Origin of the sequence: Spirillospora sp. CA-128828 (assembly GCF_050945415.1) — a bacterium.
GTDB lineage: Bacteria > Actinomycetota > Actinomycetes > Streptosporangiales > Streptosporangiaceae > Spirillospora.
In genome coordinates this window covers 6327923-6352274 of sequence record NZ_CP191986.1, presented here as the reverse complement: position 1 = coordinate 6352274, position 24352 = coordinate 6327923, and the positions used below count along the sequence as shown (strand labels likewise).

The 24352-nt window shown below is 72.0% G+C and carries 20 protein-coding genes; 16 read left to right on the top strand and 4 right to left on the bottom strand.

The window, feature by feature from the left end:
- Positions 1-88: 88 nt before the first annotated feature.
- A complete protein-coding gene (locus ACQPXG_RS30660) occupies positions 89-1285 on the bottom strand; it encodes an RNA-guided endonuclease InsQ/TnpB family protein (RefSeq protein WP_433462610.1) in 1197 nt (398 codons plus the stop codon).
- A 111-nt stretch (positions 1286-1396) separates the two neighbouring features.
- Here ACQPXG_RS30660 and ACQPXG_RS30655 point away from each other — a divergent pair, with 111 nt between their 5' ends.
- The 5 genes from ACQPXG_RS30655 (at position 1397) to ACQPXG_RS30635 (ending at position 6118) form a co-directional block, all read left to right on the top strand.
- Positions 1397-2521, top strand: a complete 1125-nt coding sequence (locus ACQPXG_RS30655; protein ID WP_433462609.1) for a citrate/2-methylcitrate synthase — start codon at positions 1397-1399, stop codon at positions 2519-2521.
- Between the two features lie 63 nt (positions 2522-2584).
- Positions 2585-2941 carry a hypothetical protein gene (locus ACQPXG_RS30650; RefSeq protein ID WP_433462608.1) on the top strand — a complete coding sequence of 119 codons (357 nt, stop codon included), beginning with the start codon at positions 2585-2587 and terminating at the stop codon, positions 2939-2941.
- Between the two features lie 51 nt (positions 2942-2992).
- Positions 2993-3304, top strand: coding sequence for a DUF3817 domain-containing protein (locus ACQPXG_RS30645; RefSeq protein WP_433462607.1), 312 nt, complete (start codon positions 2993-2995; stop codon positions 3302-3304).
- A gap of 71 nt (positions 3305-3375) precedes the next feature.
- Positions 3376-4299, top strand: coding sequence for a bifunctional helix-turn-helix transcriptional regulator/GNAT family N-acetyltransferase (locus ACQPXG_RS30640; protein WP_433462606.1), 924 nt, complete (start codon positions 3376-3378; stop codon positions 4297-4299).
- 871 nt (positions 4300-5170) lie between these two features.
- Positions 5171-6118, top strand: a complete 948-nt coding sequence (locus ACQPXG_RS30635) for a hypothetical protein (RefSeq protein WP_433462605.1) — start codon at positions 5171-5173, stop codon at positions 6116-6118.
- 63 nt (positions 6119-6181) lie between these two features.
- Here ACQPXG_RS30635 and ACQPXG_RS30630 read toward each other — a convergent pair whose 3' ends face one another.
- Complete coding sequence (locus tag ACQPXG_RS30630; protein ID WP_433462604.1) at positions 6182-7606, bottom strand: hypothetical protein; 1425 nt, start codon at positions 7604-7606, stop codon at positions 6182-6184.
- Between the two features lie 201 nt (positions 7607-7807).
- On the opposite strand from ACQPXG_RS30630, the gene lon reads away from it, so the two are divergent.
- On the top strand, positions 7808-10207 hold the full coding sequence (lon, locus tag ACQPXG_RS30625) for an endopeptidase La (protein ID WP_433462603.1): 2400 nt from the start codon (positions 7808-7810) through the stop codon (positions 10205-10207).
- Positions 10208-10401: 194 nt separating this feature from the next.
- Positions 10402-10818, top strand: a complete 417-nt coding sequence (locus ACQPXG_RS30620; RefSeq protein WP_433462602.1) for a VanZ family protein — start codon at positions 10402-10404, stop codon at positions 10816-10818.
- Here the strand turns inward: ACQPXG_RS30620 and ACQPXG_RS30615 are convergent.
- A complete protein-coding gene (locus tag ACQPXG_RS30615) occupies positions 10815-12326 on the bottom strand; it encodes a nitroreductase family deazaflavin-dependent oxidoreductase (RefSeq protein WP_433462601.1) in 1512 nt (503 codons plus the stop codon). The two genes, ACQPXG_RS30620 and ACQPXG_RS30615, sit on opposite strands and share 4 nt — an antisense overlap.
- Before the next feature lie 164 nt (positions 12327-12490).
- Here ACQPXG_RS30615 and ACQPXG_RS30610 point away from each other — a divergent pair, with 164 nt between their 5' ends.
- The 9 genes from ACQPXG_RS30610 to ACQPXG_RS30570 are packed head-to-tail and all read left to right on the top strand — an operon-like array spanning position 12491 to position 20939.
- Positions 12491-13504: a Gfo/Idh/MocA family protein gene (locus ACQPXG_RS30610; RefSeq protein ID WP_433462600.1), complete on the top strand. Its 1014-nt coding sequence runs from the start codon at positions 12491-12493 to the stop codon at positions 13502-13504.
- On the top strand, positions 13501-14352 hold the full coding sequence (locus tag ACQPXG_RS30605) for a TIM barrel protein (protein WP_433462599.1): 852 nt from the start codon (positions 13501-13503) through the stop codon (positions 14350-14352). The genes ACQPXG_RS30610 and ACQPXG_RS30605 overlap by 4 nt, the downstream gene beginning before the upstream one ends.
- The gene (gene iolC / locus ACQPXG_RS30600; protein ID WP_433462598.1) at positions 14349-15284 is read left to right on the top strand and encodes a 5-dehydro-2-deoxygluconokinase; all 936 of its coding nucleotides are present in this window, start codon (positions 14349-14351) and stop codon (positions 15282-15284) included. The genes ACQPXG_RS30605 and iolC overlap by 4 nt, the downstream gene beginning before the upstream one ends.
- On the top strand, positions 15281-16138 hold the full coding sequence (iolB, locus tag ACQPXG_RS30595) for a 5-deoxy-glucuronate isomerase (RefSeq protein ID WP_433462597.1): 858 nt from the start codon (positions 15281-15283) through the stop codon (positions 16136-16138). Before iolC ends, iolB begins: the two co-directional genes overlap by 4 nt.
- The gene (gene iolD / locus ACQPXG_RS30590; protein ID WP_433462596.1) at positions 16135-17985 is read left to right on the top strand and encodes a 3D-(3,5/4)-trihydroxycyclohexane-1,2-dione acylhydrolase (decyclizing); all 1851 of its coding nucleotides are present in this window, start codon (positions 16135-16137) and stop codon (positions 17983-17985) included. Before iolB ends, iolD begins: the two co-directional genes overlap by 4 nt.
- A gap of 44 nt (positions 17986-18029) precedes the next feature.
- Positions 18030-19019 carry a sugar ABC transporter substrate-binding protein gene (locus tag ACQPXG_RS30585; protein WP_433462595.1) on the top strand — a complete coding sequence of 330 codons (990 nt, stop codon included), beginning with the start codon at positions 18030-18032 and terminating at the stop codon, positions 19017-19019.
- A complete protein-coding gene (locus ACQPXG_RS30580) occupies positions 19016-19747 on the top strand; it encodes an ABC transporter permease (protein WP_433462594.1) in 732 nt (243 codons plus the stop codon). The genes ACQPXG_RS30585 and ACQPXG_RS30580 overlap by 4 nt, the downstream gene beginning before the upstream one ends.
- Positions 19744-20076, top strand: coding sequence for an ABC transporter permease (locus ACQPXG_RS30575; protein ID WP_433462593.1), 333 nt, complete (start codon positions 19744-19746; stop codon positions 20074-20076). The genes ACQPXG_RS30580 and ACQPXG_RS30575 overlap by 4 nt, the downstream gene beginning before the upstream one ends.
- The gene (locus ACQPXG_RS30570; protein ID WP_433462592.1) at positions 20073-20939 is read left to right on the top strand and encodes an ATP-binding cassette domain-containing protein; all 867 of its coding nucleotides are present in this window, start codon (positions 20073-20075) and stop codon (positions 20937-20939) included. Before ACQPXG_RS30575 ends, ACQPXG_RS30570 begins: the two co-directional genes overlap by 4 nt.
- 74 nt (positions 20940-21013) lie before the next feature.
- Here the strand turns inward: ACQPXG_RS30570 and ACQPXG_RS30565 are convergent, their stop codons facing one another.
- Complete coding sequence (locus ACQPXG_RS30565) at positions 21014-24352, bottom strand: hypothetical protein (RefSeq protein ID WP_433462591.1); 3339 nt, start codon at positions 24350-24352, stop codon at positions 21014-21016.

Here is a 24352-nt window from a genome sequence, read left to right as displayed (position 1 = left end):
GAGAACATAAGGTCCGGTGCCGACAGTTTCTTCCACGTTGTACGCCTACTTGGCATCCTCCCCCATAAGGGGATTCCAACGGCGACTGCTACCCCGTGAGGGGCAGGTCGTGTTGAGGTTCACGGTTCACCGGCTCGCCCGTCGGCGGGCCTCCCCGTGCAGCGACCGCATGCCCTGCGGCCGTATCGCGTATGTTGCGGGCGGCGTTCACGTCGGCGTTGACCCGATACCCGCAGGCCACGCATGAGAAGACCGTTTGGCTCTCGCGGCTCTCCCCGGCGACATGCCCGCAGGCGCTACAGGTCCGCGACGTGTTACGCGGATCGATCTTCACGACGCGCCCGGGTGCTTTGTCCTCAAGCCGCTGCACCAATCCGCCCCACCCGTTGGCCAGGATGCCCCGGTTCAACCCGGCCTTCTGCCGCACGTTGCGGCCCGGCGCCTCGACCGTGCCCTTCGCCGACCGCGTCATACCCCGGATGCTGAGGGCTTCGACTCCGATCAGGTCGAACCGGCGGGCCAGATCGGTGGAGGTCTTGTCGATCCAGTCGTTGCGGCGGTCGGTCTCGCGGGCCCGCAGTTGGGCGATGGCGGCCTTGACCCGGGCCCGCCGCTTCGACCCGCGCTGGGTGCGGGCGAGTCTGCGCAGCAACCGTCCCAGCCGGGCCCGCTCCGTCTCACGCAGGCCGGGGGCATGCAGCAGGTCGCCGGTCGACAGCGCAGCACTGACGGCGATGCCACGGTCCAGTCCCACCACCTCGCCGCCGCCGGGCGCGGGGATCGGGGCGGGGATCGCGGCGAACGCGACATGCCAGCGACCGCCCCGGTCCCGGGTGATGCGGTAGGACTTGGCGCTGTCGGGGACGGGCCGGGACCAGCGGAACCGCACCCACCCCACCTTGGGCACCTTCACCTGGCCGACCCGGCGGGAGACGCGCCGCACGTCGCAGGGCTCGACCGCCACGATCCGGAACCCCTCATGCCGTCCGGCCTTGCGCCAGGTCGGGCGCCGGTGGGTGCCGGCGAAGAAGTGGGCCATGGCTTGGTGGAAGTCCTTGAGCGCCTGCTGCTGCACCGTCACCGACCCCGCCCGCAGCCAGGCGAACTCCGCCCGCGCCTGCGTCAACTGGCGGCATTGCTCGGCGAACCCTGGCGCCGACCGGCGGCCTGGCCGCCAGCAGGCATGCTGCTCGACAGACAGGTTCCACACGAACCGGGCGTGCCCGCAGTGCTCCAGCAGGGCCTGCTCTTGAGCGGGCGTCGGCTGCAGACGGTAGCGAGACATGTCCAGTAGGTTACCGACCGCCACAGACAAAAAAGGGAGACCATCGTGCGGCACCGTGCCCGGATTTTCGCCCCATTCTGAGGGACTGGGCTCCACACCAGAAGACAACGGGTGAGCCGGGGCGTCCTGCGGCGCAGGCGGGCGCCGGACGGCCGCCGCAGCCTCTTCGACGCCGCGCAGGTGGAGGAGCTCGCCAGGCGAGGGAAGCCCCGCCGCCCACCCGGCCCCGGAGAGCTGGCGATCGAGTCGGCGATCACCGCCCTCGGGCCCGACCGGCCGTTCTACCGGGGGCGCGACGTCCTGCACATGGCGGAGACCATGGGGTTCGAGGACGTCGCCGAGTGGCTGTGGACGGGCCTCGACGGCCACGGGCCGGCCTGGCGCGCCCAGCCGGACGGCGTCGCCGCGGCCGTCGCCGCCCAGTCGGGGCTGCCGCCGGGGCTCCTGCCGCTCGACCGGCTCCAGCTGATCGTCAGCGCGCTCGCCGCGACCGATCCGCTGCGCCACCACCACGATCCCGAGGGCGTCACCGCGACCGGGCGGGCGCTGATCGCCGGCCTCGTGGAGGCCCTCCCGGCGGCCGGTGCGGTCCCGGGCGGCGGACGCCTCACCGAACGGCTCTGGGCTCGCCTGTGCCCGCGTCCGCCGGGCGACGGGCTGCTGCGCGCCTTCGAGGCCGCGATGATCCTGCTGGCCGACCACGAACTCGCCGCGTCCACGGTCGCCGCGCGGGTCGCGGCCTCCGTGCGCGCCGATCCGTACGCCGTCGCCGCGTCCGGGCTCGGGGTCCTGAGCGGCCCGCTGCACGGCGGCGCGTCCTACGGCGCGGAACGCCTGATCGCCGAGGTGGGCGATCCGGCGGGGGCGTCCCGCGTGATCGGGGAGCGGCTGCGCGGCGGCGAGCGCATCCCCGGATTCGGGCACGCGGTGTACAAGTCCGGCGACGGGCGCTTCACGCTGCTGATGGACCTCGTCCGGGCCGCGGCGCCCGGTCACGACCGGCTCGCCGCCGCGGAGGCCGTCCTGGACGAGGCCGCCCGGCGCCGCCTGCCGAGGCCCAACGTCGACTTCGCGCTCGCGACGCTGGGCGCGGTCGCCGGGCTCGTCCCGGGGGCCGGCGAGGCGGTCTTCGCGGTCGCCCGCACCGCCGGATGGCTCGCGCACGCGCTGGAGGAGTACGGCCGGCGCAGCCCGCTGCGTCCCCGCGCGGTCTATGTGGGGCCGGTCCCCGGATGACCGCCCGCGCGCCCGGACGGGGTCGGGGACGCGGCGCGCGGGACCGGCGGTAGGCTCGGTGACGTGCGACGGTTCCTCACCCCAGGCTGGCTCGGGTTGCACGCGCTCGCGATCGTGCTGTGCGGCGCGTTCATCGGCTTCGGCTGGTGGCAGTTCGACCGCGCCCAGGGCGGCAACGACCGCAGCTGGGCCTACACGTTCGAGTGGCCGATCTTCGCGATCTTCGTCATCGTGATGTGGGTCAAGATGATCCGGGACGAGCGGGCCGGGGTGCAGCCGGCCCCGAAGGTCCTGGAGGAACCGGCGGAGGCCAAGGTCAAGCGGGAGATCATCCGGCAGCAGGAGGAAGAGGACCCCGCCCTCGCGGCCTACAACCGCTACCTCGCCCGGCTCAACTCGCAGAGCCGCGGACGCGGCTGACCCCGCCTCGCGGGCCGTTGACGTGAAAGGTGTGCTCCTGTGGAAGGCGCGGTGACCAGGTACCGGATCCTGGCGCTTGTGGTCGGCACGCTGCTGGTGCTGCTGACGATCGGCATGATCCTCAAGTACGGGCCCACCGACATGCCGATGCTGGCGGGCATCGTCGCGCCCGTGCACGGCTTCCTCTACATGGTCTACCTGGCGGCCGCGTACGACCTCTGGCGGCGTACGGACTGGCCGCTCACCAGGATGGTCATGATCGTGCTGGGCGGCATCGTCCCGTTGATGACCTTCTTCGTCGAGCGCAAGGTCGTCCAGGAGGCGCGCACGCTGCCGCCCGCCAAGGTCGAGGCGAACGCCTGACGCTTCCGGGGCTGGCGCCTTTCCCCTCGCCGGTCTAATGTTTGACTGAGTCAAACATTGGAGGCAGCGGCATGGAGGTGACCCGGGAGGACGTCGGCACCGTCCGCGCGTTCAACCGCTTCTACACCGGCGTCATCGGTGTGCTCGGCGAGGGACTCGTCCGGTCGCCGTACTCCCTCACCGAGGCACGGGTGATCTTCGAGCTGGCCCAGCGGGAGGACACCGAGGTCCTCGCCCTGCGCCGCGTTCTCGACCTCGACGCCGGCTACCTCAGCCGGATGCTGGCCCGGTTCGAGACCGACGGCCTCGTCGTCCGGGAGCGTGCGGCGGAGGACGCCCGCCGCCAGATCGTCCGGCTCACCCCGCGGGGCCGCGAGGTGTTCGCCATGCTGGACGAGCGGTCCGTGGCCGAGATCCGCGGGCTGCTGACCGGGCTGGACCCCGGCGACCGCCACCGCCTCCTCGCCGCGATGCGTTCCATCAACGGCATCCTCGGCGACCGCCCGCGCGGGGACGCCTTCGTCCTGCGCCCGCCGCGTCCCGGCGATCTCGGCTGGGTGGTGGAGCGCAACGGCGCCCTCTACGACGAGGAGTGCGGCTGGGACCGCACCTACGAGGCTCTGGTCGCCTCCGTCGTCGCCGACTACGTGCGCGGCCACGACCCGGAACGGGAGAACGCGTGGATCGCCGAGTCCGGCGGCGACCGGCTGGGCGCCGTGTTCTGCGTCCGGCGGGAGGACGACGTCGCGCAGCTCCGGCTGCTGCACGTGGAGCCCGCCGCCCGCGGAACGGGCGTCGGGGCCGCGCTGGTCGCCGAGTGCGTCCGGTTCGCCGCCGAGGCCGGCTACGCCGAGATCATGCTGTGGACCACGGCGCTCCAGCGTCCCGCGCATCGCCTCTACGAACGGGCCGGGTTCGTCCTGGACGAGGAGGAGCCCCCGGCCGAACGCTTCGGGGACGTCATCACCGGGCAGATCTGGCGCAGGAAGCTTTGAACCGGGCCCGTGGAGGGTGTCGCGCCTCCACGGGCCCGGTTCCGCAGCGATCCCTACTGCGTGGGCGGCCGGGACGGGGGTCGGACGGAGTTCCGGCCGCCCGGGTTCACCGGCGGGACGCCGGTTCGTGTCGCGGCTGATTCCCACCTCCTCTCCGTGCCCGGCCGGACGCGGGCGATCGTCCGGCGTTCGGGGGAGGGCGCCGTCGCGGCGCCCGGATGCCTGCGGCCGGACCGGCGGCACGGCTCGCCGCCGCGGCCGGCCCGGCCGTCGGGGACGCCGGTGCCGCGGGGGCGGGCGGCACCGGGCCCAGGGGAGGACGATGACGCCGGTCCGGTCCGATACGGCCGAGGACCCGAGGTGTGTCGCCGTGTGCCGTCGCCGCGGCATCCGCCGGGGGGCGGTGCCGGCCGCGGTTCGGCGCGCCGCGAACGCCCTCGGCCGTATCGGGCCGGGCCGTGCGGGGGAGGGGCGCGGGGGCGGTCCGGATCTTGTGCTCCGTACGGTTCATCCGCCGCCTCCCGTCCCACGACCTGGGGCTTTGCCGCCCCGAGGCCTTCTCGTTCACCGTGTGTCACGATCTCGTTGCGTTAAGTACCCGCGCGTCATGCGCACGTAAACCGGCCCCCGCGCAAAGAATCAAGATCGCGAAGCGTCCTTTACCTCCGCATGGTGCGAGCCCCCGGCTCCGGCGAGATTCTCCAGTTTTTCGACTGGTTTAGTTGACAACTCGCCACCGCCCCGCACGGTCTCCCTTGCCGGTTCGCGGAACCGGTGGCTGACCGCTCCCAGAGCTCGGCCACCGGTTCGCAGGACCGGTGGCCGCTCGCTCGCGGAGTGCTCGGCCCCTTACAAACAAAGGGGCGGACGCATGTCCTCTTCACCCCACCCTCGCCGGCGCCTCGCCGGGAGGGGGCTCGTCGTTGCCAGCCTGTTATCGGGTGGCATCGGCTACGCGTTCACGACAGATTATCCGGCGCTGGAAGTGGCAGGACCGATGCAGTCGGTCGGTGCTGTCGCCCTTTGCGCACTGATGCTGTTCACAGGACGGTCTCCATTCAGGCGATACAGCACCGCCATGCGGTGGCTGATCGCCCGTCTGGCGGCGGGAAACGCGATCGTGGCGATCGCCTACCCGTTCGCCGTCCAGGGCCTGACGCTGGGCACCGTCGCCGCCGTCGTGGTGCTCGGCTACCTTTCGGTGGATTTCGCCATGATCTTGCGGCTCGGTGCGACCGCATGGGGCGTCAAGCACCTGTGCGGGCGTGCACTCGTGCTGGGCGGGGTCGTCGTGCTCAACTGGCCGCTGCAGGGCGGGAGCGAGTCTCTGGGGATGCCGTGCGCCGTGGTCAGCGCATTGTGTGTCTGGAACACGATCGACACCCTGGGGCGGATGAAGAAGCACGGACTGGAGGACCAGGGCGCCGCCATCGCCAATCTGCTGGCGGCACCGGTGCTCTTCGTACTGGTGTTCGTGCTGCACGGGTCCGGATGGATGTCCTGGGGCCTCTTCTCCACAGCCGGTCTGGCGGGTCTGCTCACGCTGTTCCTGCCGGTCCTGCTGATCAACGCCGCGCTCCGTCGTTCCCCGAAGGGCGACGTTGCGATGATGCAGTCACTCTCGTCGCCGGTCCACGCCCTGGTGGCGCAGGTCGGCGCGGCGATGGGGTGGCTCCCCTCCAAACAGGGACTCGCGCTCGGAGATTGGGCGGCCATCCTCCTGATCGCCGCCACGGCCGTCAGAGTCTCTTCGCTCAAGAAGCCTCCCGCCGCCGTGCTCGGCGACGGGACGCGACACCGCGGCGCAAGACGCCGCTGACCCGCAACGGCGGGAAGGGAACCCCCCTTTCCGCCGTTGTACCTCGCCACCGAGAGCCGAGATCTACACGGTGACAGGCCAGAGCCGCACAGTCCCATCGGTTCGGTCGGCGGTGGCGAGAAGCGTCCCGTCCGGGCTGAAGGCGACCGCGTCGGCGCCTGTGTCGAGGACGCTGATCTGTTCGCCGGTCGCCGGGTCCCACATCCGGACGGCGGCATCGGTCCAGAGGACCGATCGGCCGGTGGCCACCAGGCGTCCACCGGGGTGGAACGCGACCGCGTCGGCACCGCTGTCACCGAGGTCGCCGACGTGTTCACCGGTCGCCGGGTCCCAGAGCCGGACCCTGTCGTTGCCCGCGGTGGCGAGGAGGGTCCCGTCGGGGCCGAAGGCAACGGCGTTGGCCCTCGTGCTGAGGGCGTGGATGTGTTCGCCGGTTTCCGGGTTCCAGAGCCGCACCCGCCCGCCGCCGTTCCCGGCCATCAGCGTCCCGTCAGGGCTGAAGGCGGCCGCACGGGCGACGCCGAAGGTCGGCAGGGTGTGGAGATGCTCGCCGGTGACGGGGTTCCACAGCAGGATCGTTTGGTCGTTACCGCCGCAGGTGGCGAGCATCGCCCCATCCGGGGTGAAGGCCAGCGCGCACACGTAGCCGCCGCCGGTGAGGTCGATCGCTCTGAGCTCCCGGGCCGGCTGCCGGGCGGACAGCACTGCGGCCAGGTCGCGTCCTGCGATGCGGTCTCCTCTGGAGGCCAGCGCTCGAAGCTCGCTGATCGCCTCGTCCCGGCGGCCTTGGAGAAGCAGCAATCCTGCCCGTGTTCGCCGGCAGAGCGGGTGGTCGACGCCTCCCAGCAAGCCGATGGCCTCCTCGCGAAGGCGGAAGCGACCCTCCCGCCAGCCCTTGGCGATGTTCAGCAACGCCTGGTCGAGATCTCGATCACTGGTGGGGAAGGTGATGAGCAGCTTGACGCCCTCGCCGACGCGGGCCGCCCGCCACAGCCTTTGAATGATCCAGCGCAATTCTCCCCACGCGGCGTCGTCCCCGGAGGCGGCCCGCTGCTGGAGGAGGTCGATTCGCCCTTGACTCGCCAGCCAAGCGCATACGCGCCATCGGTCGTCCAATCGGACCCTCTGCAACTCCGCCATGGCCTCCTTGACGCGTCCCCGGCCCGCCAGCAGGCGTGCCAGGCGCCAGGTACCGCCCTCGTCGCCGGCGTCGGCCAGTGGCCGCAGTTCATTGATGGCGTCGTCGATCCGGCCCTGGCCCACCAACCAGTCGGCCAATTGCCGGCGAGCGAAACGATCTCCATTGTCCGCACGGCTCCGCAGCTCGTCGATGCGCCCCGTGCTGGCCAGCAGGACGGCCAACTGCCGCGCCCCCTGCGGATCACCGGCCTCGGCCAGCCGCTGCAATTCCTCGATGCGGCCCGCCCTCATCAACCGGATCGCCGCCTGGCGTCCGACGGGAGCATGGCGTGGGGAAGACCGGCTCACCGTGAAGTCTCCGGGTCGGTGCTGGGCGGGCGGCGTGATGCGGTCACCGTAATGCAGGTTCGAAGGGCGAAGTACTTCCACGGACGCACGGGGGTGATCGCTGAGAGCGAACGTTGCTGCGGAAACAAAATGCTGCTCCGTTTTCTTGAGTGTGTATGACTCAACTTGAGGTTGGGTCGACCTACGGACTTGGAGCTGAGCATGAGCGAGACCCTGACGCTGCCGGTGCTGCCCCTGGAAGACGGGGTCGTTCTGCCCGGCATGGTGGTGCCTCTGGACCTGTCCGAGAGCGGCGAGGTCCGGGCCGCCATCGAGGCCGCGCGGGCGGTGGCGCAGTCCAAGGGGCCGGGCATCCGGTCGGCGGGCAAGCCGCGGGTGCTGCTGGTGCCCAGGCTGAACGGGCAGTACGCCGGCATCGGGACGCTCGGCGTGATCGAGCAGGAGGGGCGGCTGCCCGGCGGTGAGCCGGGCGCGGTCGTCCGCGGCGTGCGGCGGGTGCGGATCGGGACCGGGACGACCGGGCCGGGCGCGGCGCTGTGGGTCGAGGGAACCGTGATCGAGGCGCCGCCGGCGTCCGGGCGCGCGCAGGAGCTGGCGAAGGAGTACAAGGGCCTGGTCAGCGCGATCCTGCAGAAGCGGGGCGCCTGGCAGGTCGTGGACGTGGTGCAGCAGATCGACGACCCGTCCACGCTGGCCGACAACGCCGGGTACGCGCCCTACCTGACGGACGAGCAGAAGATCGAGGTCCTGGAGACCGTCGATGTGGTGGAGCGGCTCGACCTGGTGATCGGGTGGACGCGCGACCACCTCGCCGAACTGGACGTGGCGGAGACCATCCGCAAGGACGTCCAGGAGGGCATGGAGAAGACGCAGCGGGAGTTCCTGCTGCGGCAGCAGCAGGAGGCCATCCGCAAGGAGCTGGCCGAGCTGAACGGCGACCCGGCCGACGAGGAGGACGACTACCGGGCCCGGATCGAGGCCGCGAACCTCCCCGAGAAGGTGCGCGAGGCGGCGCTGAAGGAGGTCGACAAGCTGGAGCGGTCGTCCGACGCCTCACCGGAGGGCGGCTGGATCCGCACGTGGCTGGACACCGTCCTCGACATCCCGTGGAACGAGCGGACCGAGGACGCCTACGACATCGCGGGCGCCAGGGAGATCCTGGACGCCGACCACGCCGGGCTCGATGACGTCAAGGAGCGCATCGTCGAGTACCTGGCCGTGCGCAAGCGCCGTGAGGAGCGTGGCCTGGGTGTCGTGGGCGGCCGCAGGAGCGGTGCGGTTCTGGCGCTGACCGGTCCCCCTGGCGTCGGTAAGACGTCGCTGGGCGAGTCGGTCGCGCGGGCCATGGGACGCGAGTTCGTCCGTGTCGCCCTGGGCGGCGTCAGGGACGAGGCCGAGATCCGCGGTCACCGCCGTACCTACGTGGGTGCGCTTCCGGGACGGATCGTCCGCGCCATCCGCGAGGCCGGTTCGATGAACCCGGTCGTCCTGCTGGACGAGGTCGACAAGGTCGGCGCCGACTACCGGGGCGACCCGACGGCGGCGCTGCTGGAGGTCCTCGACCCCGAGCAGAACCACACCTTCCGGGACCACTACCTGGAGGTGGAGCTCGATCTGAGCGACGTGCTGTTCCTCGCCACGGCGAACGTGGTGGAGGCGATCCCCGGGCCGCTGCTCGACCGGATGGAACTGGTGCAGCTGGACGGCTACACCGAGCACGAGAAGGTCACGATCGCCCGCGACCACCTGCTGCCGCGCCAGCTCGACAAGGCCGGGCTGGAGGCGTCCGAGGTTGGCTTCGGCGATGACGCCCTTCGGCTGCTGGCGTCGGAGTACACCCGCGAGGCCGGCGTCCGGTCCCTGGACCGCTCGATCGCGCGGGTGCTGCGGAAGGTCGCGGCCAACGTCGCGCTGGAGAAGGCGACGCTGCCCGTCCAGATCGGCGCGGACGACCTGAAGGACTACCTGGGACGGCCCAGGTTCACTCCGGAGGTCGAGCTGAGCAGGAACGAGCGCCGCACCGGTGTGCCGGGCGTCGCGACGGGCCTGGCTGTCACCGGCGCGGGCGGCGACGTCCTCTACATCGAGGCGTCGCTGGCCGACCGGGAGACCGGCGACACGGGCGTGACGCTCACCGGGCAGCTCGGCGACGTCATGAAGGAGTCGGCCCGGATCGCGCTCAGCTACCTGCGCTCGCGGGGGGCGGAGCTGGAGCTGCCGGTCGGCGACCTGAAGGACCGCGGCGTGCACGTCCACGTGCCCGCCGGCGCGATCCCGAAGGACGGCCCGAGTGCGGGCATCACCATGACGACGGCGCTGGCGTCCCTGCTGTCGGGCCGGCCGGTCCGGGCGGACGTGGCGATGACCGGCGAGGTGTCGCTGACCGGGCGGGTGCTGCCGATCGGGGGGCTGAAGCAGAAGCTGCTGGCCGCGTCCCGGCTCGGCATCACCACCGCGATCGTCCCGAAGCGCAACGAGCCGGACCTTGAGGACGTCCCGGCCGAGGTGCTGGACAACATGACGGTCTTCACCGTCAGCGACGTCCGCGAGGTGCTGGACCTGGCCCTGGAGCCGGCCACCACGGCCGCGGTGGCCGCCTGACCCTCATCGGAAACGCCCGCGCCGGGTTCGTCCCGGCGCGGGCGTTTCGACGTCAATTGGAGTTTCGGTCGACCCAAATTCCGGCCGGGCGCATGGAGCGGGACGGGCCCGGGGACACCGGCTGCGTGTTGGTGGCGATGTGGCAGCCCGCCCCGGCGGGTGAACGGGTTTCGTGGTACATCATCGTCCTTCGCGTGATCGTCGTGACCATCGCGTTGGGCTGTCTCGGCATCTTCTTCTATTTCGCGTTCAGGCTCACTCTGACGCCCGTCCACGACAATGGGCAGGCGGGCGGGAACACCGACCCGGGCCGTTCGGTCCGCTTCTACCTGGACCGCCCCACCAAGGAGGCGTTGCCCCAGATAGGCGGCAACCTGGTGCTGCTCGCGCCCATGGGCGTGCTGTTGCCGATCATCTGGACGACCCTGCGCGGTCCCATTCGGCTCGCACTGGTGACCGGCATGTTCTCGCTGACCATAGAGACGATCCAGGGCGCCTTCGTGGTGGGGCGGGCGTTCGACGTCGACGACGTCATCCTCAACGTCATCGGTGCGGTGATCGCCTATCTGTTCCTGGGCCGTCGCCTGTCGAGAACCTTTCGCGGCACTTAGCGGGGTGTCAGACGGAAAATTCTGATCTGCCGGTCTATGCGCTCGACGTAACGGTCGTAGACGGGCCATACGGCGGTGAGCCGGGGCCAGATCTCCTTGCGTTCCGCGTCGTCCAAAAGGTGCGCGGTCACGGGAACGGGACGGCCCTGGAAGCTGACCTCCGCGTCGGGGTTCTTCAGGAGATTGCCCGTCCAGGCAGGATGCTTCTCGCGGCCGAAGTTCGAACCGACGACGTACCAGCCGCCCTCTGGGTCGGGGAGGCAGGCGAGCGGGGTCTGCCGGGGGAGGCCGCTCACGGCGCCGGTCGTCGTCAGGACGAGGCTCGGGACGAGGAGCTGGCCGAGCAGGAGCCGTCCGCCGCTGAGCCTGTGCAGCGTCTTGTCCACGGGCGGGACGATCTTGGGACCCACCTTGGAGAACCATGCGGCGCCCGAGACCCGGTGGAAGACCGGCCCGAACGTGCGCTGGATGAGAGTCGGCATCGGTGTCTCCTTGGTGGCGAGCCGTCCGGCCCGGCGTGGGTTGAGGTGGCCGCTCTCGGCCAGCCACCGTAGGGCGTCGGCCACCGTCTCCTCGACGGGACGCAAGGTGAGGTCGAGCGCGTCCAGGACCGGGCGGTCGTCGGTGGGCACCAGCGTGACCATGAAGTCGGCGGCGTCACGGGTGAGCGGGTAGTCGAAATGATGGACGCGCTTGGCCGCGTCCAACACGGAACCCAGTCCGAGCATGACACGACTGGGGACGCGTACACGGCGGCACTTGACGCCGGTCAGGCGGTCGCACAGGTCGGCGCACTGCTGCCATGTCAGGTAGTGGCCGCCGAGCACCCAGCGGCTCGGCCCCTGCCTGGTCTCGACGGAACGTGCCAAAGCCTCGCCCAGGTCACGGACGTCGATGACCGAGACGCCGCCTCCTGGGAGCGGCCACACCTTGCCGAGCGCCGCCGCGAATCCCTCCATCAGCGCGTCCAGCGTCGGCTGGTCCGGGCCGCACACGCCGCCCGGGTAGACGATCGTGACGGGCGCGCCGTCCGCTTGCAGGCCGCGCACGTACCGCTCGGCCGCGAGCTTGGACCTGCCGTAGTCGGTCCTGGGGCTCGCCAGGGCGTCCCCTGCGGTGATGACCTGGCCGGCCGGCGGGACGAACACCGCGACCGTCGACACGTGGATCACCGGGGAGAGGCCCTGGGCGACGGCCGCGCCGACCACGTTGCGGGTCCCCTGGACGTTGACCTGCACCAGGTCGCCGGCTCCGCCGGTCACCCCGATGGCGGCGGCGGTGTGGATCGCGGCGTCGCAGCCGGCGAGCGCCTCGGACACCGTGTCCGCGTCCAGCATGTCGCCTGGGACGAGTTCCACCTCCTCGGCCGCGACACCGATCGCCTGCAGGACCTTGGCCGTCCTGCCCGGGTCCCGGACCAGCGCGCGCGGCCGGTGACCGGCGGCGAGGAGCGCGCGGACGGCATGGGATCCGACGAACCCGGAGGCGCCGGTGACGAAGATCCGCATGGTGCAAAACTAGCGCTTGGTAAGACCGCAGCGACAGCCGCCGGAGTAACCGGCCCGATTTCGGACACCTCCTTTTCCGGGAAGGCGGACGGCCGGTCGTTGACGGTTCTGGAACGCTCCATCACACTCGTGACTTCACCTGACCGCCGACCGGGAGGGGATCGATGAGGATCGGACTGGCCGGCGCGGGGCGCATCGGTGCGCGCCACGCCGCCGCTCTGTGTGGACTGCCGGAAGTGGACGCGCTGGTCATCGCCGACGCCGACCCGGGGCGCGCCCGCGACCTCGCGGCGCGGCTGCCCCGGACGCCGTCCGAGGTCACCGCGCTGGAGAAGGTCGACGCGCTCTTCGCCGCCGGCCTGGACGGGCTGGTCGTTGCGGCGGCCACGGACGCGCACGCGGACCTGGTGGACCGGGCCGTGACCGCCCGAATGCCCGTCTTCTGCGAGAAACCGCTCGCCTCGAACCTGGATGGAACGTTCCAAATCGTCCAGGCCGCGGCCGCCGCCGGGGTGCCCGTGCAGGTCGGGTTCCAGCGCCGGTTCGACGCCGGGAACGCGGCGGCGCGCGAGGCCCTCGCCTCGGGGCGGCTCGGCTGGCTGCACACCGTCCGGTCGTGCAGCTTCGATCCCGCGCCGCCGCCGGCCGGGTACATCCCTTCGTCGGGCGGGCTGTTCCGCGACTGCGTCATCCACGATCTGGACCTCATCCGCTTCGTCACGGGACGCGAGGTCGCCCGCGTGATGGCCGCGGGCGCCAATCGCGGCGACGACTTCTTCCGCGAGTACGGCGACGTCGACACCGGGTCGGCACTGCTGGTCCTGGACGACGGGACGCTCGGCCAGGTCTCGGCCACCCGCTACAACGCCGCCGGGTACGACGCACGGCTGGAACTGTTCGGGTCCAAGGACAGCGTCATCACCGGCATGGACGAGCGGACGCCCACGACCGCCCTCCCGGAGCGTGGGGAGGAGCCCAGGACCGCCTACAGCGGCTTCATGGACCGCTTCTCCGACGCCTACGACGCCGAACTCCAGGCGTTCGTGGACGTCGTGGCGGGCCGCCGCGCGAACCCGTGCCCGCCCGAGGACGCGCTGGAGGCGTTCTACCTCGCCGAGGCGTGCGAGCTGTCCATGCGGCAGGGGCGGATCGTCGGCACCGAGGAGGTGCGGCGGTGAGGATCGCCGGCGCGCCGATCTCGTGGGGCGTGTGCGAGGTGCCCGGCTGGGGGCACCAGATGGAACCCGGACGGGTGCTCGCCGAGATGCGCGCGCTCGGCCTCGCCGCCACGGAGCTCGGGCCGGACGGCTTCCTGCCGGGCGGTGCGCGGGAGCGGGACGAGCTGCTGGCGTCCCATGCGCTGGGCCTCGTGGGGGCGTTCGTCCCGATCGTCCTGCACGACCCCGCGTTCGACCCGGTGCCGGTGATCGACCGGGCCCTGGACGGCATCGGCGGTGTGCTCGTCCTGGCCGCCGCGACCGGCCTCGACGGATACGACGAGCGTCCCGTCCTCGACACGAAGGCGTGGTCCACGCTCCTGGCCAACCTCGACGCGATCACCGCGCGGGCCGCCGCACGCGGACGGCTGGTCACGCTGCATCCGCATGTCGGGACGGTCGTGGAACGGCGCGATGAGGTCGAACGTGTGCTCGGCGGCTGCAGCGTCCCGCTCTGCCTCGACACCGGGCACCTGCTCGTCGGCGGGACCGATCCGGTGTGGCTGGCCCGTTTCGCGGCGCCGCGCATAGCGCACGTCCATCTGAAAGACGTCGATGTGGGGCTCGCCCAGCAGGTGCTCAAGGGCGACGTCACCTACACGAACGCGGTCAAGGACGGGTTGTACCGGCCACTCGGGGACGGTGACATTGACATCCCCGGCATCATCCGCACTCTGGAGGACGCCGGTTACGAAGGCTGGTGGGTGATGGAACAGGACACCGTCCTGACCGACGAGCCCGCAGAGGGCGCGGGGCCGTACGACGACGTCCGCCGGAGCCTGGACTTTCTCTCCAGGGTGGCCCGATGACGTTCGACCTCATCACGATGGGACGGGTGAGCGTCGACGTCTACCCCGACCAGGTGGGCGTGCCGCTGGAGGACGTCGAATCGTTCGGGAAGTACCTGGGCGGCAGCCCGACCAACGTCGCCGTGGCGGCGGCCAGGTACGGCCGCCGCGCCGCCGTCATCACCCGCACCGGCGACGACCCCTTCGGACGATTCATCCACAAGGCGCTCCAGGGCTACGGCGTCGACGACCGGTTCGTCACGCCCGTTCCCGGACTGCCGACGCCGCTGGCGTTCTGCGAGATCTTCCCGCCCGACGACTTCCCGCTGTACTTCTACCGCTATCCGAAGGCGCCCGACCTGGAGATCCGCCCGGACGAGCTCGACCTTGAGGCGATCCGCGCCGCCCGCATCGTGTGGGCCACGGTCACGGGCCTTTCGCAGGCGCCCAGCCGTGAGGCGACCCTCACCGCGCTCGCCGAGCATCCCGGCCAGACCGTCATCGACCTCGACTACAGGCCGATGCTCTGGGACGATCCTGGAGAGGCACCGCACTGGGCCGGTCTCGCTCTGGAACGGGCGTCGGTCGCCGTCGGCAACCTGGACGAGTGCGAGGTCGCCGTGGGGGAGCGGGAACCGCATGCCGCCGCCCGCGCCATCCTGTCCCGTGGCCCGGAACTCGCCATCGTGAAGATGGGCCCCGAGGGCGTCCTCGCGGCGACGGCCGAGGAGGTGGTGCAGGTGCCGCCGGTCAAGGTCGACGTCGTCAACGGGCTCGGTGCCGGAGACGCGTTCGGCGGCGCGGTCTGCCACGGCCTCCTCGCCGGGTGGGACCTGCGGCGGCTGGTCGAGTTCGCCGGCACCGCCGGGGCGATCGTCGCATCCCGCATCGCCTGCTCGGACGCGATGCCCACCCAAGACGAGGTCGAAGAACTCCTCAAGGAGCCTCGATGAAGTACCACCTGCCCGCCGGGACCGCCGGCGAGGGCCCGTACGGGCTCGTCGTGACGCCCGAGTCGGCCGGCTGGGCGCATTCCGCGTTGCGCGTCCTGGAACTGCCCGACGGCGGCGAGCACACGTTCGCCACCGGCGAGTTCGAGACCATCGTGCTGCCGCTGGCGGGGTCGTGCGCCGTCGAGTGCGATGGCGAGCGGTTCGAGCTGGAGGGGCGGGACCACGTCTTCAGCCGGGTCAGCGACTTCGCGTACGTGCCGCGCGACGCGCAGGTGACCGTCCGGGGCCGCGGACGGTTCGCGCTGGCGGGCGCCCGGTGCGAGGGGCGGCTCGCACCCCGCTACGGCCCCGCGGAGAAGGTCCCGGTGGAGCTGCGGGGGGCGGGGGCGGCGAGCCGGCAGGTCAACAACTTCGGGACGCCCGAGGGTTTCCCGTTCGCCGAGAAGCTGATCGCGTGCGAGGTGCTGACGCCGGGCGGCTGCTGGTCGTCGTTCCCGCCGCACAAGCACGACGAGGAGACGCCGGACGAGGCCGTCCTGGAGGAGATCTACTACTTCGAGGTCGCCCGCGACGGCATGGCCTACCAGCGCGTCTACGGTTCGCCCGGGGGTCCGATCGACGTGCTCGCGGAGGTGCGCAGCGGCGACGCCGTGCTGATCCCGCACGGCTGGCACGGCCCGTCGATGGCCCCGCCGGGGCACGACCTGTACTACCTGAACGTGATGGCCGGGCCCTCGCCGGAGCGGGCCTGGCGCATCTGCGACGATCCGGCGCACGCATGGATCCGGGACACCTGGTCCGGGCGGCCGGTCGATCCCCGGCTCCCCCTGACCTCGGCGGAGGGACGGTCATGAGGCTCACGGTCGGTCAGGCGGTCGTCCGGTTCCTGGCATCCCAGTACAGCGAGCGGGACGGCGCCGAACGGCGGTTCTTCGCGGGCTGCTTCGGCATCTTCGGCCACGGCAACGTCGCGGGGGTCGGGCAGGCGCTGCTGGAGTACGCCGACGAGTTCCCGTACTACATGGCGCGCAATGAGCAGGCGATGGTGCACACCGCCTCCGGCTACGCCCGGATGAACGACCGGCTTTCGACGTTCGCGTGCACGACTTCCATCGGCCCTGGGGCCACCAACATGGTGACCGGTGCCGCTTTGGCGACCGTCAACCGGCTGCCGGTACTGCTGTTGCCCGGCGACATCTTCGCCACCAGGGTGGCCAACCCGGTGTTGCAGGAACTGGAAGACGCCCGCTCCTACGACGTGTCCGTGAACGACTGCTTCAAGCCGGTGTCGAAGTACTGGGATCGGATCAACCGTCCCGAGCAGCTTCCCAGTGCGCTGCTGGCGGCGATGCGGGTGCTCACCGACCCCGCCGACACCGGCGCGGTCACGCTCGCGCTGCCACAGGACGTGCAGGCCGAGGCGTTCGACTGGCCGGAGGAGCTGTTCGCCCGCCGGGTGTGGCGGATCGGCCGCCCCGTGCCCGAGCCGGCCGCGCTGGCCGAGGCGTCCGGCATTCTCCAGGCCGCCGAGCGTCCGCTGATCGTGGCGGGCGGCGGCGTCATCTACTCGGGCGCGACGGAAGAGCTGCGCGCCTTCGCCGAGCGGACGGGCGTCCCGGTGGCCGAGACCCAGGCGGGCAAGGGCGCGCTGCCCTGGAACCACGCCTGCTCGGTGGGCGCGATCGGCGCGACGGGGACGACCGCCGCCAACGCGCTGGCTCGCGAGGCCGACGTCGTGGTGGGGATCGGCACCCGCTACAGCGACTTCACCACCGCGTCCCACACCCTGTTCGCCAACCCGGACGTCCGCTTCGTCAACATCAACGTCGCCCGCGCGGACGCGGTCAAGCTCTCCGGCGCCGCCGTCGTCGCCGATGCCAGGGAGGCCATCCGGGGGCTCGGCGCGGCCGTCGGCGGCTACACCGCCCCGGATTCCCACCGCGACCGGGCGCGGACCCTGATCGCCGACTGGAACGCCGAGGTCGACGGCGCCTTCGCCCCCCAGAACGCGGAGCCGCCCACCCAGGCGGAGGTCATCGGAACCGTCAACGAGATCAGCGAGCCGCAGGACGTCGTGGTGTGCGCGGCGGGCTCCATGCCGGGCGATCTGCACAAGCTCTGGCGGACCCGGGACCCCAAGGGCTACCACGTGGAGTACGGCTACTCCTGCATGGGCTACGAGATCGCCGGCGGACTCGGGGTGAAGATGGCCGCACCCGACCGCGAGGTGTTCGTCCTCGTCGGGGACGGCTCGTACCTGATGATGGCGCAGGAGCTGACCACGGCGGTCGCCGAAGGGATCAAGCTGATCGTCGTCCTGGTCCAGAACCACGGGTTCGCGTCGATCGGGAACCTGTCGGAGTCGGTCGGGGCGCAGCGGTTCGGCACCCGCTACCGCGCCCGGACCGGCACCGGCCTCGACGGCGGCACCCTTCCGGTCGATCTCGCCGCCAACGCCGCGAGCCTCGGCGCCGACGTGATCCGCGCGTCCACCGTGGACGATCTGCGGGACGCGCTCCGCACCGCCAGGAAGGCCGAGCGCACGACGGTCGTCCACGTCGAGACGAACCCCTTGGCAGGGCCCCCCGACAGTGCGGCATGGTGGGACGTCCCAGTCGCGGAGGTGTCGGCGCTGGACTCCACCCGGGGGGCCCGTGCCCGATATGAGAGGGATCGGGGCGCACGCCGCCATCATCTGTGATCAACTCCTCAGACCGACCATTCGGGGAGAACGGAGATCAGTCGATGAGAGGCGTTTTCGCGCGTGGATCGTCGAGGGGACTCGCGGTGCTGGCCGCCGCGGGACTGCTGGCGCTGAGCGCCTGCAGCAGCTCGGGCGGCAAGAAGTCCGAGGAGACGCCGGAGGGCGCCGGGCCCCGGCTGAAGATCGCGATGGTCACGCACTCCGGCGCGGGCGACACCTTCTGGGACATCGTGCAGAAGGGCGCGAAGGCCGCCGCCGCCAAGGACAACGTCGAGTTCCTGTACTCGGCGGACCCGGACGGCGGCAAGCAGGCCGAGCTCGTCCAGGCCGCGATCGACAAGAAGGTCGACGGCATCATCGTCACCCTCGCCAAGCCGGACGCGATGAAGGACGTGCTGGTCCGCGCCATCGCCGCGAAGATCCCGGTCGTGTCGATCAACTCCGGCGCCGAGGAGTCGGCCAAGCTCGGCGCGATCGCGCACTTCGGGCAGGACGAGTCGATCGCCGGTGAGGCGGCCGGCACCGAGCTGGCGAAGATCGGCGCGAAGAAGGCGCTGTGCGTCGTCCACGAGCAGGGCAACGTCGGCCTGGAGGACCGCTGCGCCGGCGCGAAGAAGACGTTCGGCGGCGACATGCAGAACCTGTTCGTCCAGGGCACGAACATGCCGGAGGTGAAGTCGTCCATCACCGCCAAGCTGCAGGCCGACAAGAGCATCGACGGGATCCTGACGCTCGGCGCGCCGTTCGCCGCGACCGCCGTCGACTCGGTGAAGGAGACCAGCAGCAAGGCCAAGATCGGCACCTTCGACCTGAACAAGGACCTGATCGCCTCGATCGACTCCGGATCCATCCAGTTCGCCGTCGACCAGCAGCCCTACCTGCAGGGGTACGAGGCCGTGGACGAGCTTTGGCTGCTGAAGAACAACGGCAACGTGCTCGGCGGCGGCCGTCCGGTGCTGACCGGCCCCGCGATCGTCACCAAGGAGAACGCCGGTCAGCTGGCGGCGTTCGCCAACCGGGGGACGCGATGACGCAGGCCGTGACCGAGCCGCCCCCGGTGGCCGGCCCGGGCTCCGACGAGCGTCTGGCCCGGCGGTCGCCGATGCGGCGGCTGTTGGGCCGCCCGGAGCTCGGCGCGCTGCTCGGCGCGGTCGCCCTGTTCGTGTTCTTCTCGATCATTGCGGACGCGTTCCTGCAGACCGGGTCGTTCTCGACCGTGCTGTACGCCAGCTCCACGTTCGGGATCATGGCGGTCGGGGTGTCGCTGCTGATGATCGGCGGCGAGTTCGACCTGTCCGCCGGGGTGATGGTGACGTCCTCGGCGCTGATCGCCGCGCTGACCGCCTACCAGCTCACGCTGAACGTGTGGGCGGGCGTGGCGATCTCCCTGGTGCTGACGCTGGCGCTCGGCATGGTGAACGGCATTCTCTACGTCCGGACGAAGCTGCCGAGCTTCATCATCACGCTCGCGACGTTCTTCATGCTCGCCGGCCTGAACCTCGGCGTGACGAAGGCCCTCACCGGCAACGTCGCCAGCGACTCCGTCCGCGACATGGACGGCTTCGGCTCGGCGCGCTCGATCTTCGCGTCCGACATCGACGTCCTCGGCGTCAACGTGAAGATCACCGTGTTCTGGTGGCTGCTGTTCGTGGCGATCGCGACCTGGATCCTGCTGCGCACCCGCATCGGCAACTGGATCTTCGCGGTGGGCGGCTCGGCCGACAGCGCCCGCGCGGTCGGCGTCCCCGGGCCCGGGTGAAGATCGGCCTGTTCATGGGGGTCGCGTTCTGCGCCTGGTTCTCCGGGATGCACCTCGTGTTCGCGTTCGCGACCGTCCAGTCGGGGGAGGGTGTCGGCAACGAGTTCCTGTACATCATCTGCGCGGTCATCGGCGGGTGCCTGCTGACCGGCGGCTACGGGTCGGCGATCGGCGCGGCCATCGGCGCGTTCATCTTCGGCATGACGAACAAGGGCATCGTGTACGCGGAGTGGAACCCCGACTGGTTCCGGTTCTTCCTCGGCGCGATGCTGCTGATCGCCACCGTGGTCAACCTGATCGTGCGGCGCAGAGTGGAGCGGTCGTCATGACGGACGCGAAGACCGAGGCGGAGGCGGACGCGAAGGGGGCGCCGCTGATCAGGCTGACCGGCGTCGGAAAGAACTACGGCAACGTCATCGCGCTGCGGGACGTGACGCTGGAGGCGTCCGCCGGCGAGGTCACGTGCGTGCTCGGCGACAACGGCGCGGGCAAGTCCACGCTCATCAAGGTCGTCGCCGGGCTGCACCGGCATGACACCGGCACCTACGAGGTCCAGGGCGAGGGGGTCTCCTTCGGCTCGCCCCGGGAAGCGCTCGACCGGGGCATCGCCACGGTCTACCAGGACCTCGCGGTCGTCCCGCTGATGCCGGTGTGGCGGAACTTCTTCCTCGGGTCGGAGAAGCGCAAGGGCTTCGGCCGCATGGACATCGACTTCATGCGGCGGACCACCCACGGCGAGATGGCCGCGATGGGCATCGACCTGCGGGACGTCAACCAGCCGATCGGGACGCTGTCGGGCGGCGAACGGCAGTGCGTGGCGATCGCCCGCGCCGTGTACTTCGGCGCCAAGGCCCTCGTCCTGGACGAGCCGACGGCGGCCCTGGGCGTCAAGCAGGCCGGGGTGGTGCTGCGCTACATCGTCCAGGCACGGGAACGCGGCCTCGCGGTCATCTTCATCACCCACAACCCGCACCACGCCTACCCGGTCGGTGACCGCTTCCTGATCCTCAACCGGGGCCAGAGCATCGGCTACCACACCAAGGACGAGATCACCCGCGAGGAGCTGACCGGCCTCATGGCGGGCGGCAGCGAACTGGAGGAACTGGCCCACGAACTGGACGCCGCGGGGTCGCCGGCCGCGGCCGGGCAGCTGACCAAGGAGGCCGAGCACCTGGGCTTGACCAAGGACTGACCATCACGCCTTCCCCGCGCCTGCCGGCGCGGGGAAGGCGGGTGAGCCACCTGGTGTGTTCCCAGGGGGCGCCCTCACTCGTCGGCCGTGTGGATGTCGCGTGCGGAGAAGGCGACGTCAGGGGCCGGGTGGGTGCGGAGGGTGCGCAGGAGGGTCCGCCACTCGGGGGGCCAGCCGGCGCGCGGACCGTGCCGTGCGGTGAGCGCGCACGCGAACAGGCCGCCCGCCAGGTCACCGCGGTCCGCGAGCCGCACCGCGTGCGGGCGCACGTCGTCCGCGTCCGGTAGCAGCCAGGCCGAGGACCCCGAGTGCGGGCCGTCCGCGAGGGCTCGGGCGACCCACCGGACGGCGAGGACGGCCACGCCCGCGCAGTCGCCGGCCAGCGCGTCCACGGTGGCGGCCGTGTCCGGCGCCGTCCAGCGCACGGTCGCGGCCGACAGCTCCCGCGCAAGCTGCGCCGGAAGCCGTCCGATGACGGCCCGCAATGCGGGTTCGGCGGCATCGCGGCGGTTGGCGGCGGAGCTGCGGAGCGCGTCCGCAAGCGCGGTCAGCCGCTGCGCTGCGGGCAGGTCGCGCTCGGCCTCGGCGTCAGCGACGTCGCCGGCGGCCGCGAGCGTCGCGGCGGCCCCGGCCAGTTCCTCCGTGCCGGTGCCGCCGACGGCGCACGAGACCAGCGTGAACAGGGCGGTGCGCCAGCTGCGCGTCTCCCCGAGGTCGGTGAGGACGCCGGCCAGCACCGCCGGGATCTCCGGCGCCCAGGGCGCCCACCGCCCGAGCGCGGACAGCGCCGGGTCGGAGACGTCCGGGTCGGGGGAGTACGCCACCCGGACGACCAGGGCCGCGTACGCGGCCCGCCACGCGTCCTGGATCTCGTACGGCCACGCGCCGAGCACCTGGCGGGCCAGGTCGCGGGGACCGTCCGCCGCCTCGGCCAGGATCCGCCGCGCGACCGGCTCGGTCATGTGCGGGCGGACGGCCGACACGATCGCCGCGCGCACGTCGCGGTGCTGCCCCGGGTCGTCCCAGGCCGCCGCGACGACGTCCATCGCCTCCGGCACGCGGGTGCGCAGCAGGATCCGCAGCGCCTCCTTCCGCGCGGTGATCTTGCCGTCGGTGAGGACGGGGCGCAGCAGCGCCGCGAGCGCCGACGGCCGGACGAACCGCGCCGCGCGCCCCGCCGCGTACACGGCCACGTGCGCGTCGTCGGACGAGGCGTGCGCGAGCAGGTCGGGCAGGACGTCCTGCGGCCGGGCCGTCCACGGCGCGGCGGTCAGCGCCATCCGGCGCAGGTGGGTGTCGCCCGACTCCAGGAACGGGCGCAGCCGGGCGGCGTCCACGCCGGGAACGGTCGCGATCGCCGTGACCGCGCGTCCCCGGTCCGTGTCCGCAAGCCGCCCGTCGTGCGCGACCCGCTCCAGGAGGCTCAGGTAGGCGGTGTGCTGACGGGCCGTCCAGCGCCGTGTCCAGCGCGGCACAACCCAAGGGACGTAGGTGACGTCGGCGCGCTGGAACCGCCCTGCGGGCGTGGCGTCCGACAGGACCAGGTGCAGGAGGTCGGTCCGCTCGGCGGCGATGGCGGCGAGCACGGCGGGGACGGCGACGGTCGACGGGTCCTTCCCGACGACGCGCTCGACGCGCTCCGCGCGGGTCGCCGCCGGCTCCAGCCAGAGCGTGATCGCGTCGCGGATCACTCCGTCCGCGCGGGCGTCCAGCGCCTTCTCCAGCGCGTCCTGGAGCGCCTGGACGCCGTGGGCGCGGGGGCCGAGCGCCCGGACGAGCAGCAGCGCGAGGGCGTGGTCGTCGCGGCGCGCGCCCTCGTCGAGCAGCGGGACGAGCCGTTCGACGAGGCGGTGCTCCTGACCGCGGCGCAGGACGTGGTCGATCCGGCCGAGACGAACGTGGGAGGCGCTGCCCATGAGGCGCGTCATCAGCCCGATGCCGGACACCGCCAGTTCGGCGTCGTCACGGACGGCGCCCTGCGCGAAGATCGCGAGAGCGATCCGCATGAGCATGTCGCGCGTCGCGTCGGAGCAGTCACGGGCGTTCAGCGAGTCCTCGGTGAGCCGCTCGACGGCGGCCGCGTGCCCGGCCCGCAGCACCGTGCTCGGGACGGACACCAGGGCATGCAGCGCGGCGAGCCGCACGGGATTCTGCTCGTTCCGCAGCCGGCCGAGCGACTCCAGCAGGGCGGACAGCACCTCCGGGTCGCGCTCGCGCCCGGCGCACTCGACGAGCAGCCCGTAGCCTTCCGCGCGCTCCTCGGCGTCGGGCCTGCGCGTCTGCTCCTCCAGGAGGGGCCGCGCCTCCTCGAACGGGAGGAACGCGGTGACGGCGCGCACCCGCCGCGGCCGTTCGGCGACCGTGCGCAGCGCGAGCATCCGGCGTGCCTCCCGGACCCGGACCGGGCGGGGCAGGGCGTTCAGCAGATCCTCCCCGAGCTCGGCGGCGGTGAGGTCCACATCGGCCATCGCGGCGTCGAACAGGGCGCCGCGCCGGCTCGGCGGGACCGTCTTCAGCAGCCGCCGCAGCACGTACTCGTCGTCGCGGAGGGCGCGGGCCACGGCGATGAGCCCGTCCCCGCCGACGCGGGCGAGGCGTTCGCACAGGGAGCGGGAGTTCAGCAGCGAGGGGAGCGTCGGCCGGCAGCCGTCCGACAGCAGCAGCCGCAGCGTCCGCTCCGGCTCGGCGTCCAGCAGCGCTCCGATCCGGGGCCGCACGGCCTCCGGCAGCCCGCCCGCGTGCCAGTAGTCCTCCACCAGGCCGAGGACGCGCCCCGGGTCGTGCCGCACGGCCGCCGCGACGCCCGGGCCGTTCCAGTGCCACCAGGAGTTCCGCGCGCTTCCGGTCAGATCGCGCAGCTCCCGCTCCGCCTGGCCCAGGACCGTCTCCGGATGGGCGCGGCCGAGCGAGCGGCGGTTCGGAACGGCGTGCGCCAGCCCGGGGAGGTGTTCGGCGGCCTGCTCCGGGTCGCAGGCGGGCAGCAGCGCGGCGGCCTCGTCCGCGCCCCACCGCGCGGCGACCGGTCCGACCAGCGCGCCGGCGAGATCCGCGCGGCGGTGCCTGCGGATCGCCCGGTACGTCGCGGCCCGGATCGCGATCGGGGCGTCCGTCAGGCTCCGCACCAGCGGCTCCGGCGCGGGCGTGTACCGCACCGACAGCCGGATCGCCTGCAGCGCCAGCGCCGTGTCGGGGTCGCGCGCCGCCGCGAGGATGTGCGCGAGCGACGCCTCGTCCCGCACCGCGGACGCGATGAACAGCGCGACCGACCGCTCGTAGTGGCCGCGTCCTCCCAGCTCCGCGAGCAGGGCGGTGAGTTCCGGCCCGCCCGCGAGCCTCCGCAGGCCGACCAGGCGGCGGACGCGGTCCGGGTAGGAGAGGGGCTCGATCTCGTCGAGCAGATCGTCGGCGCGCAT